Source organism: Limosilactobacillus gastricus DSM 16045 (genome assembly GCF_001434365.1).
Lineage (GTDB): Bacteria > Bacillota > Bacilli > Lactobacillales > Lactobacillaceae > Limosilactobacillus > Limosilactobacillus gastricus.
In genome coordinates this window covers 26,718-47,322 of the sequence record NZ_AZFN01000012.1, presented here as the reverse complement: position 1 = coordinate 47,322, position 20,605 = coordinate 26,718, and the positions used below count along the sequence as shown (strand labels likewise).

The window sequence follows — 20,605 nt, the reverse complement described above, 5'->3', positions numbered from 1 at the left end:
TTTCGATCATCAATTTTCAGTCACGCTTGTCACAAGTTAGGATGACATTTGTCATCTTTTTAGAAGCATTCAAAAAGAGATTGACAAAGTTCTTGCCAATCTCTTTATTTTACTATCTTTACTTGTAGTTAGGAGCATCCTTAGTGATTTGAACATCATGTGGATGTGATTCCCGCAAACCAGCATTCGTAATCTTAACGAATTGCGCGGTATCGATCAACTTTTGAATATTTTCTGCACCGCAGTAGCCCATTCCAGAACGTAAGCCCCCGACCATTTGGAAGACGACATCCGCTACGTCCCCCTTATATTCAACCCGAGCTTCGATTCCTTCTGGGACTAACTTATTGGCTTCATTGACCCCACCTTGGAAGTAACGATCTGATGAACCATGGGATTGTGCCATGGCACCAATAGATCCCATGCCCCGGTATGACTTAAATTTGTGACCATTATCTTCGAATAAGTCACCAGGTGCTTCGGTCGTCCCTGAAAGCATGGATCCTAACATAACCGCATTTCCACCAGCCGCAAGGGCCTTGACAATATCACCAGAATACTTAATTCCACCATCAGCGATGATTGACTTGCCATATTCACGAGCAACACTAGCTGCATCATAAATCGCCGTAATTTGTGGAACCCCCACCCCAGCTACGACCCGCGTAGTACAAATTGAACCAGGTCCAATCCCTACTTTGACCACGTCAACCCCTGCTTCAAATAGGGCCCGCGTGCCTTCAGCAGTAGCAACATTACCAGCAATCAGTGTATTATCTGGGAAGTGTTCGCGAATTTCCTTGATTTTCCGTAAAACCCCCGCAGAATGACCATGGGCAGTATCAATCACAATGGCATCCGCCCCGGCATTAAATAAGGCTTCGGCCCGATCAAAAGTGTCACTAGTTACCCCGACAGCAGCTGCCACTAGGAGCCGGTTTTGGGAATCAACGGCCGCCCGATTGAAGTTTTGGTTCAAGCTAACCCCTTTAACATTTGCAACTTCACTGGCTTGCCCTTGGATGGACATATTCTTATGAATTACACCCATTCCACCTTGTAAAGCCATCGCAATTGCCATGGAACTTTCCGTTACCGTATCCATCCCAGCACTGATAAATGGCAGGTTCAACTTAATGTTGTCGGTCAATTGCACACTTAAATCAACTTCATTTGGTAAGACATTACTTTCGGCTGGAATCAGTAAAACATCATCAAAAGTTAATCCTTGCTTTGCAAACTTAGTTTCCCAGTTAGACATGTTGTTAATGCTCCTTTTAATCTATATTTTTTTATTATTGTTACATACAATACTCAATTTATAAGGAAAGGTCAACTATTTTCGAATTTCTAATCAAAATTTTAGTTTAATGTTCGGAAATTACTAAAAAGGACGGTATTTGCCTGGTCTAGGCACCTACCATCCTCAAGAATTATTTACGTTGGTTCTGTCCCTGGTTAGCCGGTCGTCCCATGAAGCCCCCCACGACGTTGTAGCGCCGTCGGAAGTACATATCGCCAAAGAAGGCGACCACTGCTAAGACAATGTATACCCATCCGTTTAAAACTGGATTGATTGTCTTTGGAATAAAGGCGGAAAGCCCATAAATGGCAACCCAGACTACGAAGGCCACCACAACCAAAAGGGCCCGTAACCAAAGTGGATACCCGGTCCGTTTGCCCGTTTTCGGGTCTTTGGTACTAGTCAGCAAGCGAGTCATATAGCCAAACAATAAACCACCAACAATTGAAACAATTAAGATGGAAATAATTCCGGCATTTCCATTACTAGAAGCTAGGGACTTCGGTTGTGAGAGTCCCATGATCCCAAACATAACCGTGAAGATTGCAAAGAACATTAAAGCATTATCAATCGCTAACAAGCCTGATGCCGAACGCTCAACTTGTTTGGGTGAAGGGGCCGGATGAATTAGTTGATCCGCATATTCAGTTGGCGTCCCTAGTAATGTCCGGGCGGTCGTACCTTGTTTTTGGGATTCCGTCAACTTCACGACGGTTTGCTCTAACATGGTTGCTTTAGCATCGGGATCCGCTCCTTGCAGATCCAATTGCTTATTTAATTGGATCATGTAGTCGATATTCTTACGGGTTAAGCCAGCCTGTTCAAATTGGTCGGCAATCAACTTAACTTCCGTTTTCTTATATTGGCGTTGTTTTTCACCTGCCGCCGCATTTCGTGGTTGTTCTGCCATCAATTTTTCTCCCTTATTCTATACATTAAACCGGAATTCCACAATATCGCCATCTTGCATGACGTAGTCTTTTCCTTCGAGTCGTAAACGACCGGCTTCTTTAACCGCCGCTGGCGAACCATATTGGTCTAAATCCTCAAAACTCATCACCTCAGCGCGAATAAAGCCCCGTTCAAAGTCAGAGTGAATGATCCCAGCAGCCTGCGGAGCCTTGGTTCCCTTACGGTAAGTCCAAGCCCGAGTTTCTTTGCCCCCAGCCGTGAAGAAGGTTTCCAGGCCCAACAATTTATAAGCTGCCCGGATCAACCGGTTTAGTCCCGGCTCAGTGACCCCTTCCATTTCAAGGAAGTCCGCTTTTTCATCATCATCCATCTCCGCAATCTCTTCTTCGGCGGCGGCAGCAATTCCGATCACTTCACTTTCATTTTGAACGTGTTCACGGATCTGAGCAATATAAGGATTACTTTCTGGATCAGCCATGTCGTCTTCAGCCACATTGGCCACATAAAGCACCGGCTTGGTCGTTAATAAGAATAAACCCTTCACAATTGGTTGTTCTTCATCACTAAAATCAATCGTACGCGCACTCTGCCCAGCTTCTAAGACTGGTTTGATCTTTTCTAAGACCGCGAGCTCAGCTAAGGCATCCTTATCACGTCCCTTGGCTGCCCGTTGAACTTTGCTTAAGCGATTGTTAACCGAGTCTAAGTCTGCCATGATGAGTTCAAGATTAATGGTATCAATATCATCAATGGGATCAACTTTCCCCGTCACATGAGTGATGTCATCATCGTCAAAGGCCCGCACCACATGTACGATCGCATCTGTTTGACGAATATTTTCTAAGAACTTGTTTCCGAGTCCTTCACCTTTGCTGGCTCCTTTAACAATCCCCGCAATATCAGTAAATTCAAAAGTCGTCGGAACAATCTTTTTTGCTGGGATTAACTCGTCAATCCGGGCTAAACGATCATCGGGCACTTCCACCATCCCAACGTTGGGATCAATCGTTGCAAAAGGGTAATTGGCCATTTCGGCTCCTGCTTTAGTAATTGCATTAAATAAAGTTGACTTCCCAACATTGGGTAAACCAACGATTCCAGCTGTTAAAGCCATAGTCTGTCTTTCTCCTCTTCTCCTACTTAATTCTCCGGTGCATGCTCAAGAACCTTTTTCATGCGTTTATCAAAGTCATGCCGACTCATCATGACGATATGGTCACAGCCAGTACATTGAATTTTAATATCTGCACCAACCCGAATGATCTCCCACCGATTCGTTCCACAGGGATGTTGCTTCTTCATCATAACGAGATCGTGTAATGCGTATTCAGCCATTATCATTCCTCCAACTTAATCTAGACTTATTCCTAAAACGGTTAAAATCCGCTCTAATTCAGCCGCTGACTGGTATGAAATTTCGATTTTCCCGTGATCCAACTGATCATTAGTTGAAAAATTAACCTTCGTCCCTAAATGACTTTCCAGTTGATTTTGCAACTCGCGAGCATAAGGAGAAAAGGTCTCCACGGTCTTGGCTTTGGGCTTGGTTGGACGTTCACCATTTAGTTTAGCAACTAATTGTTCCAACTGACGAACCGTTAATCCCTCTTGGACCACTTTTTTAGCAACGCGGGTAATTTGCGAACGCTTCTTCAAGCCTAACAGCGTCCGGGCTTGCCCCATGGACAGTTCCTGTTTACTAACTAGTTGTTTAACCGTTTCTGGAAGTCCCAAGAGGCGTAAGTAATTAGCAATGTAAGGCCGACTTTTCCCTAATAAATGGGCCACTTGAGCTTGGGTTAAATCTAGTCGCTCCATCAAAGTTTGATAGGCTTGCGCCTCTTCAATTGGCGATAAATTTTCCCGTTGAAGATTTTCCAGCACCGCCACTTCCATCATCTGGCGATCATCAAGGGCGCGGACAATCGCTGGAATCGTAGTTAAGCCCGCAAGTTGAGTTGCCCGAAATCGCCGTTCCCCGGCAATGATTTCATAACGCGCCAAGGCTAGATCCGGTTGACGAACAATAATCGGCTGAAAAATCCCTGTCGTTTGAATCGAAGTCGCTAATTCCGTTAGGGCTTTCTCATCAAATATATGCCGCGGTTGATAGGGATTGGGGCGAATTTGACTTAAGGGTAATTGAACCACACGTTCCGCTTCATGCTGGCTCACGATTGGCGCCCCCGTTTCCGTGGTTGATCAACAACTTGAATGATCACTTGAACCCCATTCTCGGTGTCTTGAGTCGTGACTTCGGTATGATAGCCCGTTCCCTTTAGATTATCAACGGCCGCTTGAATTGCTTTAGCAGCACTTTGAGCATTAGTAATTTTGGGAGCATGCTTATTGGCACGACGGGTACTTTTTTTCTTTGGATTTACTTTAGGATCTTCGGTCGTTGCCGTCACATCCGCCGACTCATCAGCGCCAATCCCATAAATCTCCCGTTGCTTACGGGCGCGAATTACCGACGGCAGTGGTTGACCAAGTTTAGCCGCCACCGCATCTTCTGTTTGGCGTACCGTCCACTCATGACTAATGACTTCAGCCAGCATGGCGGCTTGATCTACCTGCTTTAAATTCAGAAGGGCCCGCCCATGCCGTTCCGTAATCTGGTGATTTAAAATGGCCGTTTGAACGGGTTCGGCTAATTGTAACAAGCGTAGTTTATTCGCCACAAATGACTGACTCTTCCCCATACCTTCTGCCAGGGTTCGTTGCGTCAAATGATTCAGATCCATTAACTTTCGATAAGCTTGGGCCTCTTCCACCGGGCTTAAATTGGAACGTTGTAAATTTTCAATCAAGGCCAAGGAAGCCGTTTCCTCATCCGACATCTTTTCGACAATCGCTGGGGCCGTTGCCCAATTTAGGGAAGTCATAGCTCGAAAGCGCCGTTCCCCGGCGATGATCTCATACTTGCCGGCTTCATATTCGCGAACAATGATCGGCTGTAATAGACCGTGTTCTTGAATCGTTTGCGCCAACTCCTCAATTGCCTGGCGGTCAAACACTTTCCGTGGTTGATAGCGATTGGGCACAATGTCTTTTAAAGGCACTTCCACCACTTGATTTTTAACATGTTCATCATCTTTACCTAAATTAAAAATTGAAAATGCCATTCCCCAACCTCTACTTCACATTCACTAACGGTTTTTTATTCGGCACACCCGGTCGCCGCGGATACTTACTAGGAGTTGCGGCTACTTTATTAACTAAGATAAAATTACGCTCTTCGGCTGGTTGACTTGGTAAACTCAGGGTTTTAACGTCGGTTAATTGACCACCCAGCTTATTAATCGCCCCCTGGGCTACTTGCAATTCATCTTGAGCCGCCGTTGCCTTATAGGCCACAAATTGTCCACCAACTTTGACAGCTGGCAAACATAGTTCGCTGAGCACCACCAAGCGCGCTACCGCCCGTGCCATCACCAAATCATACTGTTCCCGATAAGGACTATTTTTAGCACTAAAAGTTTCCGCCCGGTCATGCACTAAGGTGACCTCGGTTAAGCCTAACTGATCACATAAGTCCTGTAAGAACTTGATCCGTTTATTTAATGAATCCACAATGGTGACCTTTAATTGTGGAAACAAGATCTTTAACGGCAAGGAAGGAAAACCTGCACCGGCTCCGATATCACACAAAGTCCATGCTTCAGTTTGTAATTTAGGTTGCGCAATTGCCCCGAGTATTGAATCATAGAAATGTTTTAAGTACACTTCTTCGCGATCAGTAATGGCCGTTAAATTGACATGCTCGTTGGTTTCCACTAAAAAATGATAGTAGTAATCAAATTGTGCTAACTGCTGATCAGTGACCGTGATACCTTGGTCAAGAAGGCTTTGGCGAAATTCTTCTGGCGTCATTAATGGTTCCTTTCCGTGAAACATTTATGTTTCACATCACCATTTAACTTTACCTTAAAAAGGCTTATAATTCAATCTTTTCCACCTGTTCAATGAACCATTGATTGAATTGTTCAGCGTCAATATCCACACATACCTTGGCATTAGTTTGACCATTGTGATAAGCACCCCGAACATCAGCTACCATCGCACCAATTGCTGGACCGCTAGTTTGAATATCAATCCACAAATCTTTCGTGGTGAACACCTCCGGATGTAGCAAGTAGAAAATCGTGTTAACGTCGTGCATTGGATGACCCTGCTCATTATCCCCATCATTATAGTGGGTGATCAAGCCATGGAGCATTTTGCCAGTTTCACCTAATGATAAAAGCTTGGCTTGTGTTGCCGGCGTTAAGAGCGCCTTCAAGGTAACATCAAGGCCCACCGTCACAATCGGAATTCCCGATTGATACATAATCGACGCCGCGTCCGGATCAGTAAAAACATTAAATTCAGCGACACTGGTCATATTTCCACCAGAAATAGAACCACCCATGGCAACGATTTGTTTAATATGACTCTTTACCTCTGGGTATTCCGCCAGTAGCAAGGCGATATTCGTATAGGACCCTGTTGGTACCAAGGTAATCTCGTCTTCGGCCATAATGGCATCATGTAAGGCTTCCACTGCTGGTTTCGCAATTGGTTGCCCATAGTCGTCACCAAAATCATAACCCGGCATCCCCGATTCGCCATGAATCCGTGCGGCATCTTCAAAAGGCTTGATTAATGGTTGCGCCGCTCCAGCAGCGACTGGAACATCCTTTTTGAAAAAGTGCACAATCTTTAAAGCGTTAGCGGTCGTTTTATCAACAGTCACGTTTCCCGCCACAGCGGTAATTAATTTCAGGTCAATCTCTGGATTATTCAAGGCCATGGCTAAAGCAGCAGCATCATCAATTCCGGGGTCGGTATCCATAATAATTTTTATAGTCATGATTTTTCACCTCATTTATATTCTTTTATATATCGTCATTTGACAAAAAACGGCTAGGATAAATCCTAGCCGTTTACTGTGTAATCCGAATCAAGCAACTAGGATTCAGATCTATTTAAACTGTTTACCAAACAAAGAGTCCAACAAATGCTGCTGACAAGAGGGATACTAAGACCCCTGAAAGTAGCATGTAAGCAAAGTTCTTGGCAATGTAATCATTATCTTCTTGACCAACTAAGCCCTTGAAAGCCCCCATGACCATCCCTAGGGTTGAGAAGTTAGCAAATGAAGTCATAAAGACCGTGAAAACCGCCTTCAAGTGTGCTGGATATTGACCAATTACTTTCGTCACTTCCCCCATTACCACGAATTCATTCGTCACCAACTTCAAGCCCATGTTTTGGGAAAGAATCCAAGCATCATGTGGATTTAGGCCCATTAACCATGAGAATGGGAACATAACAACCCCAAGAATACTTTCTAGGGAAAGTTGCTTCCAGAACAAGCCAAGGATTGCATCAATCAAACCAGCCAGAGCCACGAATGCAATGACGTTAGCGATAATGATTAAAATTAACCGACCAGCACCTAAAATTGAATCCCCCAAGTAACTAAAGAATGGTTCTTTCTTCCCATCATCAGTATTACCAACTTTTTCGATGGTATCTTCTTCTGGGGTGATGTGAACCGGATTGAGTAAACTAGTACAGATCAAAGCATTCACAATATTAATTGGCACCGCCGTCAAAATAAATTGTCCCGGCATCATTTGAATATAAGAACCTAGAATGGAAGCTGTCACACAACTCATCGACATCATTGCAATCGAGAGGTTCCGTTCCTTACTCATCTTCCGCAATTGCATACCTGAAATAGCCAGCACTTCCGTGTTCCCCAGAAACATCATTTCTACGGCAAAGAATGACTCAAACTTAGCTTGACCAGTTAAGAATGACAACCCGCGACCAATCCACTTAATGATCCAAGGTAAGATACCAAAGTAAGTCAAGATATCAAACATTGGCACAATCATTAAGATTGGCATTAGGGAGGAACAAATAAAGTTCAGGTTCTTGGTATTGTACCAATCACCAAGGGCGAACACAGTCCCCTTCGCTGAAATATCAACAATCCAAGTAAATCCATCAGCGGCCGCTTTAACGCCGGCCCGCCCAGCAGCAGAACTTGTTAAGAACCATGCCAAAATCAGGTTCAAAACCACCATGATCGCAATCGCCTTCCAATTAATGTGCTTGCGGTCCTTTGAGAAAATGAACCCAATTGCCAAAAAGACAATCAAGCCAAGGACATTTATTGCTAAATACATAAGATATCTATACTCCTTTTAGTCTTGGTATTTGGTAGTTTACCTCTCTAAATACTATCATTTATTAAGAAAAAGTAAAGATAACTCTAGGTAAAATCTTAACTAATTTTTCTAATTTCAATTTAATGTTCGCGTTTTTTGTCCTAACTAAAAACGGCCATTGCACGCAATGGCCGCTTACTTGAATGGAAAGACTATGCCGCTACAACTTTTCTTTCGTCGTTCAATCATCATTTGGAGAGGGTAATCTAATGATTAATGACGGAATAGCCTTCTGACTCTTGGATAGGTTGATGTGGGGGTGAATATGGTACAACCATATTCAATTAGGACAAGTAACGATCAAGTCCTTCCACACCTATATTATATCTGAAAACGCTTACTTTGACCAACTATATCCTAATTTTTCTTTCGGCGCTGTAAGGCATAGTAGCCAATAAATAAGACGATAAAGAAAATAATCGAAATAATTAATGATGGTCGCGTTGATGGAATGAATAGTAAGATGATCAAAACAAAAATAAAGAAAATAATCGTTGCCCAACTAGTGTATGGATACCAAGGCATTGAAAAACCCGCCACCCCTTCTGGATGAACTCGGCGATAAGCAAGGTGAGTCCATAAAATGATTAGCCATACAAAGACAAAGTTAATCGTTGATACCCCGGAGATAATATTAAAAATCCCAGATGGCATAATGTAATTTAAAATGACCACGATAAATAAGATTAGGGACGAAACTTGCAGCGCCCGGTTGGGAACCGCCTTGTTACTTAACTTAGCATACTGTTTAGGAGCCTGATGGTTCTCTGCTAAAGCATATAAGGAACGGCTCGTTGAAAAGATGGCACTATTCGTCGCCGACATCGCTGAAGTTAAGACAACGAAATTTAAGATTCCTGCGGCCCCCGCAACCCCGATTCCAGCAAAGACTTGCACGAAGGGACTGGAAGTTGTCTTAATTTGGTTCCATGGATAGATGGCCATAATCGCCGTCATCGCTCCAATGTAAAAGAGTCCAATCCGGATTGGTAAGGAGTTAATTGCCTTGGGAATATCTTTTTGAGGATTTCGGGTTTCACCAGCGGTTAAACCAACCATTTCAATGCCGACAAAAGCAAAGACCACCATTTGAAATGAGGTTAAGAAACCACCAAAACCAAACGGGAAAAAACCTCCATGCGAATAGAGATTAGTTAATGAAGTATAGCCGGTCGAAACCTTCGTGTGCAAAATAATCATCACAATTCCGACCACAATTAAGGCAACAATGGCTATCACCTTAATGGCCGAGAACCAACTTTCAAACTCACCAAACCAACCAACGTTAATCATATTGATTAACATTAACAAGACAATGATGACCAACGGCCCGACCCATTGGGGTAGTGACGGAGACCAATACTGTAAATATATTCCCGTCGCCGTTAAATCAGCCATAGCTAAGCTAAGCCAACACGACCAATAGGTCCAACCCGCAATAAATTCAAACTGTTCCCCTAAATAATCACGCACCAAATCAATAAAGGAATGCTTACTTGTATCTGATAAAAGCAATTCTCCAAGTGCTCGCATCATAAAGAAACAAAATATTCCCACAATCAAATAGGTCAAAATGATTGAAGGCCCGGCAGTCCGAATAGCTGACCCAGACCCTAAGAAAAGCCCGGTCCCAATCGCCCCGCCGATCGCGATCATTGTAATATGCCGACTCTTCAACGATCGTGATAACTTCTGTTCTTGTTCTTCCATGAGATTCTCCTTCTCCTTGCTTAATGAAACCAAAATAAAAGACGCCACTGGCATCGCTACCAGGGACGTCAATAACGCGGTTCCACCCATTTTTATGAATTAATTAAGCTTAATTCACCTCTTGGTTGATATCGGAACCACCCATTTAATTAGCCATAAACTAGTCTTGTCTTTTCAGCTCCTGACAAGGTCTCTGTTAAACTAGTCAATTAATTCCAAATATTTATTATACTTTTCCAAAGCTATATGTCAAATCTAGGCGTTTAAAACCTTTTCCAAGAAGTTTTGGGTATCAGGATGTTGCGGATGATCAAAGATTTCTTCCGGGGTTCCTTCTTCTCGAATCACCCCGTCATGGAAGAAAATAACCCGATCAGCAACCCGCTTGGCAAAGCCCATTTCGTGAGTCACGATCACCATCGTCATCCCCTCACGAGCTAATTCTTGCATGACTTCTAAGACGTCCCCAACCATTTCTGGATCCAGAGCACTAGTGGGTTCATCAAACAGCATCACATCCGGCTTCATTGCCAGGGCACGCGCAATAGCCACCCGTTGCTTTTGCCCCCCGGATAAGCTAGTTGGATTAGCATCCGCCTTATCCGACAAACCAACCATTTCCAGGTATTTTAAAGCAGCCGTTTTGGCTTCTTCTTTGGTCATCTTCTTTAACTGCACTGGGGCTAAGGTAATGTTTTCCAGCACCGACATATTGGGGAATAAATTGAAATGTTGGAAAACCATCCCGATATTTTGCCGAACCAAATCAATATTTGTCTTGGGATCAGCAATATCATAACCATCAATAATGATGTGACCACTATCCGGGGCTTCCAATTTATTCAAGCACCGCAAAAAGGTACTTTTCCCCGAACCAGATGGGCCGATCATGCAGACTACTTCGCTGGGTTTCACTTGCAGGCTAATGCCCTTTAAAACTTCGTTGTCACCGTAACTCTTATGCAAATCGGTAACTTCAATTTTGTATTGATTATCCATAAAACTAGCTTACCTCATCTTTCTTTGCACATAGTTAGATAACCAGGTTAAGACGGTAATAATAATGACATACATCGTCGCAATAATTAACCACATCTTAAATCCTTCCAAATTCCGGGAAATAATAACCGTCCCCGTTTGGGTCAATTCCATCACCCCAATGGCAGAAAGGATTGACGTGTCTTTCAAGGTAATAATCAATTGGTTAACTAAAGATGGCACCATAATCTTAATCCCTTGTGGAGCCACGACCTTAACCAAGGCTTTGTAGTAGGGCAGACCTAAACTCCGGGCTGCTTCCCATTGACCGCGATCAACCGCTTGGAAACCACCTTTAACAATCGCCCCTACGTAGGCCCCTTCATCCAGCATTAGGGTTAAGACCCCCGCCACGAATAGCGGAATCTTTTGCCCAATCACTGCTGGCAAACCAATATAGATAAAGAAGGCCAGGACAATCATCGGAATTCCCCGGAAGATATAAATAATGATGCTGGAAATACTACTCCAAAGCTTCCCGTCAGTAATTCCCATGATCCCTAGCAAAAGGCCGAAGACCATGGCACAAATCGAACCGACAACCGTTAATTCAATCGTCATCCAAAGGCCATCGGCTAAGGCTCCCGCATTATTTTTGATTAAGGCCCAAATCGTCCGTTGACTAGCCGAGTCCGTCTTGGTAGCACTACCCTTGGTATACTTATTGATGATTTTTTGCATCCGCCCCGTCTTCTTCAACCAGGCGATCCCATCATTGAGTTTCGTTAAGAGTTCTTGGTTTTCACCTTTTTTAACCCCCATGGCCACTGGGGTTGAGTTGGCGGCCTTCGTCACGATTTTAAGTTTCATCCCATTCCGGATCCCATAACGCAAAACCGGCTCATCATTAAAGGTTGCGGCCCCATTTCCATTCACCACATCACTAAAGAGGGTGTTATCAGACTTAAAGTACTTAACTTTAAAACCATATTTCTTTTGAATGGACGTAGCATATTCCGCACCACTCGTCCCCGACTTTAAGTCAACCGTCTTGCCTCGTAATTGGCTTAGGCTGGTAATTTTACTATTTTTAGCTACGGCCATAACGACCCCAGAATTGTAGTAAGAAGTGGTGAAGTCGATCTTGGCTTTCCGTTCATCCGTGACACTCATGCCCCCAAAAGCCGCTTGAATTTGGTTCGCATCTAAAGCTTGCAACATGGCATCGAAAGTCATAACCCGGAGGTTATATTTAAAGTGTTCATGCTTTGCGATCTGTTGCAGCATTTCGATTTCGATCCCAGGATTTTTGCCATTATAAGTTCCCTTGTTGTTTGGAATTTCAAATGGCACAAAACTATCCACCGTCCCAATTGTGTAGGTCTCTTCATCCGCATGCGCTGGCGTCGCCGAATTGAAGCTAACGAGGCCAAGCACAAGCCCGGCAACGGTCAGCAAACTAGCGCACATTAATTTAAATAAACGCTTTTTCATTGTATCCCCCTGGAAATAATAAAGTTGCTTTATATCATAATCCTCGGAGACAGCTAATTAAAAGTGCTTAAGATTTTTTAATGTTATTCAAAGTAAATTCTCGATTAAATTAAATTATCTTAATTACATTCACAATTTAACTTTCTTTTATTAATTCCTTTCTACCGTGAAATTAATCCAATTGACGGCTTAAAGAAATCATCTCGAGTAAGGCTTGGGCCGTATCATAACCCTTATTTCCTGCTTTGACACCGGAACGTTGCATGGCTTGATCAACGTTTTCCGTAGTGACTACCCCAAAGGTGACGGGAATTGGACTGGTTATATTCAATTCTAAGACCCCATTGGCCACCCCATTCGTCACTAAATCATAGTGTGAGGTTTCACCACGAATCACTGCACCTAGGGTTACTAAACCATCATAGCGTTCGGATTGCACCGCTTTCTTCGCCATAAAGGGAATTTCATAAGCTCCCGGCACCCAATACACATCGATTCGGTCTTTTGCTACTCCATGGCGTACTAAATTATCAACGGCGCCATCTAAGAGTCGTGTGGTAATCGCTTCATTAAAGCGAGAAATTACAATGGCAATTCGATAATCTTGGTCATTAAAGTGTCCTTCATAAATCGTCATAAGTTTGCTCCTTATAGATGTAAATAGTGTTGTAGTTTTTCTTGCTTAGTTTTCAAATACCGGCGATTTGCCGCTGTTGGCGGAAGCTCTAAAGGCACGCGTTCTACTACTTCAATCCCTGCAGCCCTTAACTGTTCAATCTTATCAGGATTATTAGTCATCAACCGGACCTTAGTAATGCCTAAATGCCGTAAAATTTGGGCGGCTTCTTGATAATCGCGTTCGTCTTCAGCAAAGCCCAGCGCTTGATTTGCTTCAACAGTGTCCAAACCGTTTCCTTGCAAGTGATAAGCCTTTAATTTATTCAAGAGGCCGATGCCCCGACCTTCTTGACGGAGATAAATTATAGCGCCTTGTCCAACTTCAGTTACCTTTTGCATTGCCGCATGTAACTGGGGACCACAATCACAACGCTCCGAACCGAATACATCACCAGTTAAGCATTCAGAATGCAAACGCACTAAGACTGGTTCATCAACCGTCCAGTTCCCTTTAGTTAAGGCTAAGGTTTCATCAGGAAAAGGGACTAATTTAAAATCACCATAGGCAGTAGGAAGCTTGACAGGCGTTAATTCATCACTAACCTGCAAACGCCGATAAGTTTTAATATCGGCAACGGTTAGCAAGGGTAACCCATATTCATCCGCCATCTCAACTAGGCGTGGCCGGCGGGCCATGTGACCATCTTCTTGTAAGATTTCACAGATATAAGCCACCGGTGTCAACCCTACCAACCGCGCTAGGTCAACGGCCGCCTCCGTATGCCCGTCCCGCGACAATACCCCATCTTTTTGAGCGGTCAACGGGAAGATATGCCCCGGTCGATAAAAATCAGCTGGTTGACTTTGCGGATCTGCTAAGGCTTTAATTGTCGCTGCTCGATCATAGGCCGAGATCCCGGTCGTCGTTGTCCGATGATCAACCGAAAGAGTAAAAGCCGTTCCAAACGGATCGGTATTATCAGCGGTCATTTGTGGTAAGGCTAACCGCTGGGCGATTTCTGGGCCGACCGGCGCACACATTAAGCCCCGGGCATACTTAGTCATAAAGTTAACTTTCCCAGGAGTCACCACTGCACCCAAACCGACTAAATCGCCTTCTGATTTCCGGCTTTCATCATCGGTCACAATAACTAATCCGCCCGCTTTTAAGTGGGTTAAAGCGGCTTGAAATTTCTTAACATCCATTTTCTTTTCTCCTGTTCAAATGATTGATTAAATACTTCCCCATCAAATCAGTCTCAATATTGACCTGATCGCCGACTGTTAATGATGCTAAATTAGTTTTTCCCTGCGTATGGGGAATTAAGCCGATTGTGAATTGATAACCGTCGCTAGCCATCACGGTCAAACTAACCCCATTAATGGCGACGGAACCTTGAGAAATAATCTGCTCAGCATATGGATCATCAATTGAAAAAGTTAATTCCAGGGCATTATCGTGTACTTGCCGCTTCACCAGTTGTGATACAAAATCTACGTGTCCTGAGACCAGATGTCCTTCAAACCGTCCGTTAGCAGCGAGCGCCCGTTCCAGATTTACCTGATCACCAACTTTTCGATTCTTAAAACTTGTTCGTTCATAAGTTGCGGGCATCAGCTCCACCGTCATCGCATTGACGGTTTTTTGGACGGCCGTCAGACAAGTCCCATCAATCGCCATCGAATCACCAATCTGATAAGTCGCTAATAGCTCCGCTGGGGCAGCAATTTGCATAGTAATAGTTTCATCTACTCGCTCAATTGCTTTGATTGTCCCCATTCCTTCAATTAATCCGGTAAACATTTTCGTTCTCCTCGTATTCGTAAATCTGATCCCAATTTCTGTACTTCGACATTTACTAATTCCATTAGCCGACCTGGTTCAGGTCCAGAAAAGGCCGTGACCCCCTGACCCCCAATAAGTTTAGGGCTAAGGTAAGTGATGCTTTCATCCCACAAATCTGCCTGATAAAAGGCATTATGAATTTGCGGTCCCCCTTCAACATATAGCGATTGCAGGCCTTGCTGAGCAAGATCATCAACGACCGTTTTGGGCGTCACTTCCGCTAATTGCTTAATCTCAACACCAGGGAAAGCTAAGGAAGTTGGCGTCTCCGTATAAACGAGGGTGGGATAAACCGTGGCCTGCCAGATTTTTAGGTGCGCTTGTTCAAATAAGCGCCCGCGCCGGTCCATGATCACCCGCCACGGTTGGTGTTCCAACTTGGCAGTAGTCCCTAGGGTTGGGTTGTCGGTTAAAACGGTTTGACTTCCCACAAGGATCGCTTGATAGTGAGCCCGCTCTTGATGCACCCAGTCATAGACTGCTTGATTGGTGATGGCTGTCCGTTCTCCATTCCCCAAGGCCACTTTCCCATCTAAGGTGACGGCCTGTTTAAGCGCTATCCACGGCCGCTGATGAGTGAAGAAAAAGTTATAGTGGGGATTAATGGCTCGGGCTTCCTGTTCAAGAACCCCGATCGTTACCTGGATCCCATGGTCGCGTAAATACTGGACACCTTTTCCTGCCACAATTTGATGAGGATCTAGTTGCCCTACCACCACCCGTTTAATCCCGTAGTCCACAATCAGATGACTGCAGGGTGGTTGCTTTCCCGAGTGATTACAGGGTTCCAAAGTCACATAGAGGGTTCCACCTCGAGCTTGATCAGGAGTTACCTGGCTTAAGGCATCGCGTTCGGCATGATAATCGCCATAACGATGATGATAGCCAACCGCCAATAAGTGATCATCTTTAACTAGAACCGCCCCCACTTGGGGATTTTGCCAAGTCGCTAGACCGCCTCGCTGAGCAGCTGTCAGAGCCCGTTCCATCCATGCTTGATCGTTCATTTAATCGCCTCTTTTCAAACAAAAAAACCTCGAAGAAAATTCTTCGAGGTCGTTTTTAGAAAGCGGTTACTTTTCTAGCAGTTATGTCGCTAAAAAAACCTGATGATATTCATCAAGTCCACTCGTTTTTCTCCCATCCAGACTATACTGTCGGTACCAGAATCGCACTGGTTCAACCGCAAAATGCGGGTCACGGACTTACAGGAAACCTGCTCACCGTCGGTCGGGATTTTCACCCTGCCCCGAAAAACTTCTTTTATATTCAACTTACTTTTTATCTTAATGAACTTTTGATAAATGTCAACGTAAATATTCCGTAACTTGCTGACCGGCATTCCGACCGGAATAGATGGCGTAACCGACACAAGTCCCTGGCATGTTGGGCCCGTAGGTATCACCAGTCAACCCTGCGGCATCATTACCAACGGCATAGAGGCCTGGAATAACTTGACCTTGTTCATCCCGAACTTCATTTTGTGGTGTTACTTGTAAACCACCCATGGTACAAAAGGCACCAATATTTAACTTAAAACCATAGAATGGGCCTTGCGTTACTGGTTGCATATATTCAACTGGTTTGCCGAATTCGCGATCTTCACCTTGAGCGGCATCGCGGTTATACCGACTAATCGTGGCCGGTAATTGTGCTAGTCCCATCTTTTTAGCCAGTTCTTCGATCGAATCAGCCTTAAAGATAAAGGTTTTATCGGCTGCCACAGCCGCATCAATTTCTTCTTGGAGGGTATCCATCTTTTGTCCCCGCAAAACATAGACCCCGAGCCCCATAAAGTTACCTTCTGTGATCATTTTGTCAATCACGCCTTGGTCCAAAATACTATAAACCTCCGCTTGGGTATAGAGGGCGTTACCGGCCTGAGAGAAGTTATAAACAACTTCTTCATTGACAAACCGTTCCCCATTTTCATTCACCCACAGGAGCGGTTGTTGACCGGCCGCAACATTCATCTGCGAACTCATAAATTTAAAGGATGGGGTCTCTGGATCACTTAAGTATCCGCCAAAAAGCATGGCCATGCCGGTTCCATACTTCCGTGCACCGACTTGCCAAGCCATCCGCAACCCATCACCAGTTCCTTTACCAGACGAAACCGTTTCTAAGCGACTTAAATCATAATTAGTCTCTTCTGCCATCATCTCTGGATTATTGAGATAGCCCCCGGTTGCCAAAATGACAGCCCGAGCATGAACTGCTTTAACATCTTGATTTGCTTCATCACGAACTGTAACCACAAAAGTTTGGTCAGCCTGACGAACTAAATTGACGGCTGCCGCCGAAGTCACGACTTCGCCACCCACTGCTTCAAAGCGTGGTTGCAATGCTTGGTGAATAACCGCATCGCCCATCCCTTTATAAATGTGCCAAGTGGCTTCACCCGCTCCCATGGCTTGAACCCGTTCAAATTCCACTCCTTGTTCCTGGAGCCAGTCAACGTTTTCAGCACTGCCATCAACATAGTTACGCCAAATCCGCGCGTCAGCTTTATATTGAGAATATTCAACTTCTTCTTTTAAAACTTCGGTTCCGGACACCTTGATCCCTTTTGCCTTTTGCAAGGACGAATTGACCGCAAATAAACCTTCCGTGTAGTTACTACTACCACCCGTCGCCCGTCCTTTTTCTAGAACCATGGTTTTACTCCCGCCTTGAACGGCCGTTAAACCGGCCGAAAAACCAGCGGCTCCAGATCCAACAACTACGACATCATATTGATCTTCTTTTGGTAAACTCATCTTCACACCTCCAAGTTTGTGAACTCTCTTACAAGTTCATTATAGTTAAATTTTTTACTTTTCTACTATGCTAAAATTTAGATATAGCCGAACTAAAAGGAGGTGTAGCCATGAATCAACAGCAATTGCAATATTTTATTGAAGCGGTCCATTTAGGTAGTTTTCAACGCGTGGCGGACACTAATTTTGTTTCCCAACGTGCCGTTTCTAAACAAATTTTGAACTTAGAAACCGAATTAGATACAAAATTGTTTTTACGTGACTCTAACCGGATTCGCTTAACTGATGTCGGTCATCAATTTGTTCCCCATGCCCAAGATATTTTAAACCGGTTAGAAGATGTGGAGAACGAGTTTAAGCATCACCATTTTCAAGCGCTTGACACCGTTAAAATTGGTTATTTCTCGCCCTTTGAGTCCCAGATTATGATCGATAATATTAATCGTTTCCAAGCTCAAACTAAACAACCACTGAATTTTGAAGTATCAGAAGCCGGGATTGAACACCTCTTAACTGATGTATCAATTGGTATTTTGGATTGTGCCTATATTTTAGCTTACGGTCCCCATTGGCAATTAACAAATCACAGTCTTACTAGTCAGACCATTTACCAAAACGAGATGATCCTCGGGGTTAGTCCCGCCAACCCTTTGGCCCAACACCAAGAAATCACTCCTGATGATCTGAAAGACCATAACGTTTTGTACTACTCCTACGAGAGTTCATCCTATTTACAAAATGAATTCAACCAGGCCATTAATTTTTCAGAAAAGATTAGTACTGAACGCGTTTCAACGATTGAACAAATGCAAATTCGAGTGGCCCTTAATCGCGACGTTGCTTTCTACCCTAACGGCTTATTCCAGCGTTTCATTCAACCAAATAATCAAATTAAATACTTACCGTTCAAGGACCCTGATACCCAAAAATATTCGATCCAAGTGGTTTATCAACGTCGCAACAAAGCTAGGCCCCTACGTAAATTTCTTGATAGCCTGCACTCACTTGATCAATTGTGAATTTTTAGTCATATTTAGCAATCGATAAATATTTTTTACTGTTTAATTGCTTTATTCTTCAAAGCTTGTGAAATATCACTAGTTTGTGAAATGCAGCTTTTGGACTATCACCACTTGAAATCCTAATTTATCAGTTTATAATTAGTTTCAAGCAGAAAGACAATTGATTAATTTCACAATGTATATTTCACAAACTGTTTTTTTAGAAAGAAGGTTAAGTATGAAGGCAGCAGTTTGGCATGGTGCCAAAGATATTCGCGTGAAAGATGTCGATTTAAAACCATTACAAGACAACGAAGTAACCGTTAAAGTAGCTTGGACGGGAATTTGTGGGACTGATCTCCACGAATACCTGGAAGGCCCGGTCTACGTTCCTACCGATGGACCTGATCCGCTATTGGGTGGGCAAGCCCCGATTACTCTGGGGCACGAGTTTGCTGGGGTGATTGAACGCATCGGAAAAAAGGTTACCAATTATCAGATTGGTGACCACGTTGCCATTAATCCTACCGTTACCAATGCCGATCGTCCTAGTGATATTGATGTTTACAGCGGCTATTCATTTATCGGCCTAGCTTCCGACGGTGGTTTTGCCTCTCATGCAAACATCCCTGAAGATAACCTCGTTCGGTTACCAAAGGATTTTCCATTACGGTTGGGAGCTGTAATTGAACCAGCCGCCGTGGCTGTCCAAGCCATTAAACGTAATGGTCTCACTTTCGGTCAAAACGTTGCGATCTTCGGGGCGGGACCAATTGGCTGTCTGGTTGCCGCTGCTGCGAAAGCCGCGGGGGCTAACCGAATCATTATTTGTGATTTATCACCCCAACGCCTTACTAAGGCCTTAGAACTCGGGGCAACAGATACGATTAATTCAGGTGAACAAGATCCGGTTCAGCGAATCAAAGAATTAGTTCCAGGCGGTGTCGATGCTTCCTTTGAAGTTGCGGGAGTTCAAGTCACTTTTAATCAGGCGATCTTAGCCACTAAACCACTAGGAACTATGACTTTGGTATCAATCTTTGGTCATCCAATTGAGTTCAATCCAATGATTTTAACGAACACTGGGGTTAAAATCACTTCCACAATTGCCTACTCTCAGGCAACTTTCTTGGAAACTGCCGAATTAATTACCAAAGGATCCCTACAAGTTGAACCAGTTATTACAAAAGAGATTCCATTAGACGATATCGTTACGGACGGTTTTGAAGCTTTGACAACCGATAAGTCTCAAGCAAAGATCCTCGTCAATCTCGATGGTTTAAATAACTAATCTCTAGTCTCCTTCCTCCTTATAATTTACAAAACACCTTTAACGAACGGGAAAATAATAATCGAATCATATACTAACTTATCCAATAACCCAAAGCGCGTTTCCATTTGGCACTTGGATAAGTCAAGTAAAAAATCCCTCGCTGTCACCTCAGCGGGGGATTTTGTGTACATCAAGTTCAACGAACTACTGTGCTTTCTTCTTAATCTATTATTTAAATGTCTCCAACCACGATCTAGCTTAACTAAGCAGTAAAAAACAAATTCCTTAACACAACATTTTTCAATATTCATATAATTTTTAATTATCATATGATAAAATATTATAGTTATCCGTCACCCTTGGAGTACAGAAAGGGGGTGAGACCAATGGAGTACGTAGAATGCTTCCTCCAATTGATTAGTGCATTAATTGTTACGTGGTTTGGTTGGTGGCTAAACAATCACCGCAAGCACTAATTAAAATCGGACAA

19 protein-coding genes and 1 riboswitch are annotated in these 20,605 nt (G+C 43.8%); of the genes, 2 read left to right on the top strand and 17 right to left on the bottom strand.

What is annotated here, in order from left to right; translation table 11 throughout:
* Nucleotides 1-118 precede the first annotated feature (118 nt).
* The 17 genes from guaB to FC60_RS05150 form a co-directional block, all read right to left on the bottom strand.
* On the bottom strand, nt 119-1,261 hold the full coding sequence (guaB, locus tag FC60_RS05230; protein WP_056937388.1) for an IMP dehydrogenase: 1,143 nt from the start codon (nt 1,259-1,261) through the stop codon (nt 119-121).
* Between the two features lie 172 nt (nt 1,262-1,433).
* Entirely contained in the window at nt 1,434-2,213 is a 780-nt protein-coding gene (locus FC60_RS05225) for a DUF1129 family protein (RefSeq protein WP_056937387.1), read from the bottom strand.
* An 18-nt stretch (nt 2,214-2,231) separates the two neighbouring features.
* A complete protein-coding gene (ychF, locus tag FC60_RS05220; RefSeq protein WP_056937386.1) occupies nt 2,232-3,329 on the bottom strand; it encodes a redox-regulated ATPase YchF in 1,098 nt (365 codons plus the stop codon).
* Between the two features lie 26 nt (nt 3,330-3,355).
* Nucleotides 3,356-3,550 (bottom strand): DUF951 domain-containing protein, encoded by a 195-nt coding sequence (locus tag FC60_RS05215; protein WP_056937385.1) that lies wholly within the window; start codon nt 3,548-3,550, stop codon nt 3,356-3,358.
* A gap of 15 nt (nt 3,551-3,565) precedes the next feature.
* On the bottom strand, nt 3,566-4,390 hold the full coding sequence (locus FC60_RS05210; protein WP_056937384.1) for a ParB/RepB/Spo0J family partition protein: 825 nt from the start codon (nt 4,388-4,390) through the stop codon (nt 3,566-3,568).
* A complete protein-coding gene (locus FC60_RS05205; protein ID WP_056937383.1) occupies nt 4,387-5,340 on the bottom strand; it encodes a ParB/RepB/Spo0J family partition protein in 954 nt (317 codons plus the stop codon). The genes FC60_RS05210 and FC60_RS05205 overlap by 4 nt, the downstream gene beginning before the upstream one ends.
* A 10-nt stretch (nt 5,341-5,350) precedes the next feature.
* Nucleotides 5,351-6,088: a 16S rRNA (guanine(527)-N(7))-methyltransferase RsmG gene (gene rsmG, locus FC60_RS05200; RefSeq protein WP_056937411.1), complete on the bottom strand. Its 738-nt coding sequence runs from the start codon at nt 6,086-6,088 to the stop codon at nt 5,351-5,353.
* Between the two features lie 64 nt (nt 6,089-6,152).
* Nucleotides 6,153-7,067 carry a ribonucleoside hydrolase RihC gene (gene rihC / locus FC60_RS05195; RefSeq protein WP_056937382.1) on the bottom strand — a complete coding sequence of 305 codons (915 nt, stop codon included), beginning with the start codon at nt 7,065-7,067 and terminating at the stop codon, nt 6,153-6,155.
* 124 nt (nt 7,068-7,191) lie between these two features.
* Entirely contained in the window at nt 7,192-8,394 is a 1,203-nt protein-coding gene (locus tag FC60_RS05190) for a NupC/NupG family nucleoside CNT transporter (RefSeq protein WP_007122274.1), read from the bottom strand.
* Nucleotides 8,395-8,793: 399 nt separating this feature from the next.
* Nucleotides 8,794-10,146 (bottom strand): amino acid permease, encoded by a 1,353-nt coding sequence (locus tag FC60_RS05185; RefSeq protein ID WP_056937381.1) that lies wholly within the window; start codon nt 10,144-10,146, stop codon nt 8,794-8,796.
* 255 nt (nt 10,147-10,401) lie between these two features.
* On the bottom strand, nt 10,402-11,145 hold the full coding sequence (locus tag FC60_RS05180; protein ID WP_056937380.1) for an amino acid ABC transporter ATP-binding protein: 744 nt from the start codon (nt 11,143-11,145) through the stop codon (nt 10,402-10,404).
* A gap of 9 nt (nt 11,146-11,154) precedes the next feature.
* Nucleotides 11,155-12,618: an ABC transporter substrate-binding protein/permease gene (locus FC60_RS05175; protein ID WP_056937379.1), complete on the bottom strand. Its 1,464-nt coding sequence runs from the start codon at nt 12,616-12,618 to the stop codon at nt 11,155-11,157.
* Between the two features lie 172 nt (nt 12,619-12,790).
* The gene (gene ribH, locus FC60_RS05170) at nt 12,791-13,255 is read right to left on the bottom strand and encodes a 6,7-dimethyl-8-ribityllumazine synthase (RefSeq protein WP_056937378.1); all 465 of its coding nucleotides are present in this window, start codon (nt 13,253-13,255) and stop codon (nt 12,791-12,793) included.
* 11 nt (nt 13,256-13,266) lie between these two features.
* Nucleotides 13,267-14,442, bottom strand: coding sequence for a GTP cyclohydrolase II (gene ribA, locus FC60_RS05165; protein WP_056937377.1), 1,176 nt, complete (start codon nt 14,440-14,442; stop codon nt 13,267-13,269).
* A complete protein-coding gene (locus tag FC60_RS05160; protein ID WP_056937376.1) occupies nt 14,432-15,040 on the bottom strand; it encodes a riboflavin synthase in 609 nt (202 codons plus the stop codon). The genes ribA and FC60_RS05160 overlap by 11 nt, the downstream gene beginning before the upstream one ends.
* Nucleotides 15,025-16,089, bottom strand: coding sequence for a bifunctional diaminohydroxyphosphoribosylaminopyrimidine deaminase/5-amino-6-(5-phosphoribosylamino)uracil reductase RibD (gene ribD / locus FC60_RS05155; protein ID WP_056937375.1), 1,065 nt, complete (start codon nt 16,087-16,089; stop codon nt 15,025-15,027). The genes FC60_RS05160 and ribD overlap by 16 nt, the downstream gene beginning before the upstream one ends.
* Before the next feature lie 121 nt (nt 16,090-16,210).
* Nucleotides 16,211-16,343, bottom strand: a riboswitch (FMN riboswitch).
* A 46-nt stretch (nt 16,344-16,389) separates the two neighbouring features.
* Nucleotides 16,390-17,841 (bottom strand): vinyl phenol reductase, encoded by a 1,452-nt coding sequence (locus FC60_RS05150; protein WP_056937374.1) that lies wholly within the window; start codon nt 17,839-17,841, stop codon nt 16,390-16,392.
* A gap of 110 nt (nt 17,842-17,951) precedes the next feature.
* Here FC60_RS05150 and FC60_RS05145 point away from each other — a divergent pair, with 110 nt between their 5' ends.
* Nucleotides 17,952-18,860 (top strand): LysR family transcriptional regulator, encoded by a 909-nt coding sequence (locus tag FC60_RS05145; RefSeq protein ID WP_056937373.1) that lies wholly within the window; start codon nt 17,952-17,954, stop codon nt 18,858-18,860.
* 220 nt (nt 18,861-19,080) lie between these two features.
* Entirely contained in the window at nt 19,081-20,133 is a 1,053-nt protein-coding gene (locus FC60_RS05140) for a 2,3-butanediol dehydrogenase (RefSeq protein WP_056937372.1), read from the top strand.
* The last annotated feature ends 472 nt before the right edge of the window (nt 20,134-20,605 follow it).

Excerpts from the sequence above, each read along its gene's own strand:
- rihC (WP_056937382.1), bottom strand. The coding sequence starts at position 7,067 with ATGACTATAAAAATTATTATGGATACCGACCCCGGAATTGATGATGCT.
- FC60_RS05145 (WP_056937373.1), top strand. The coding sequence starts at position 17,952 with ATGAATCAACAGCAATTGCAATATTTTATTGAAGCGGTCCATTTAGGT.
- FC60_RS05215 (WP_056937385.1), bottom strand. The coding sequence starts at position 3,550 with ATGGCTGAATACGCATTACACGATCTCGTTATGATGAAGAAGCAACAT.
- FC60_RS05160 (WP_056937376.1), bottom strand. The coding sequence starts at position 15,040 with ATGTTTACCGGATTAATTGAAGGAATGGGGACAATCAAAGCAATTGAG.
- FC60_RS05175 (WP_056937379.1), bottom strand. The coding sequence starts at position 12,618 with ATGAAAAAGCGTTTATTTAAATTAATGTGCGCTAGTTTGCTGACCGTT.
- FC60_RS05190 (WP_007122274.1), bottom strand. The coding sequence starts at position 8,394 with ATGTATTTAGCAATAAATGTCCTTGGCTTGATTGTCTTTTTGGCAATT.
- FC60_RS05180 (WP_056937380.1), bottom strand. The coding sequence starts at position 11,145 with ATGGATAATCAATACAAAATTGAAGTTACCGATTTGCATAAGAGTTAC.
- FC60_RS05225 (WP_056937387.1), bottom strand. The coding sequence starts at position 2,213 with ATGGCAGAACAACCACGAAATGCGGCGGCAGGTGAAAAACAACGCCAA.
- FC60_RS05205 (WP_056937383.1), bottom strand. The coding sequence starts at position 5,340 with ATGGCATTTTCAATTTTTAATTTAGGTAAAGATGATGAACATGTTAAA.
- ribH (WP_056937378.1), bottom strand. The coding sequence starts at position 13,255 with ATGACGATTTATGAAGGACACTTTAATGACCAAGATTATCGAATTGCC.
- ribD (WP_056937375.1), bottom strand. The coding sequence starts at position 16,089 with ATGAACGATCAAGCATGGATGGAACGGGCTCTGACAGCTGCTCAGCGA.
- FC60_RS05140 (WP_056937372.1), top strand. The coding sequence starts at position 19,081 with ATGAAGGCAGCAGTTTGGCATGGTGCCAAAGATATTCGCGTGAAAGAT.
- guaB (WP_056937388.1), bottom strand. The coding sequence starts at position 1,261 with ATGTCTAACTGGGAAACTAAGTTTGCAAAGCAAGGATTAACTTTTGAT.
- ychF (WP_056937386.1), bottom strand. The coding sequence starts at position 3,329 with ATGGCTTTAACAGCTGGAATCGTTGGTTTACCCAATGTTGGGAAGTCA.
- ribA (WP_056937377.1), bottom strand. The coding sequence starts at position 14,442 with ATGGATGTTAAGAAATTTCAAGCCGCTTTAACCCACTTAAAAGCGGGC.
- FC60_RS05185 (WP_056937381.1), bottom strand. The coding sequence starts at position 10,146 with ATGGAAGAACAAGAACAGAAGTTATCACGATCGTTGAAGAGTCGGCAT.
- rsmG (WP_056937411.1), bottom strand. The coding sequence starts at position 6,088 with ATGACGCCAGAAGAATTTCGCCAAAGCCTTCTTGACCAAGGTATCACG.
- FC60_RS05150 (WP_056937374.1), bottom strand. The coding sequence starts at position 17,841 with ATGAGTTTACCAAAAGAAGATCAATATGATGTCGTAGTTGTTGGATCT.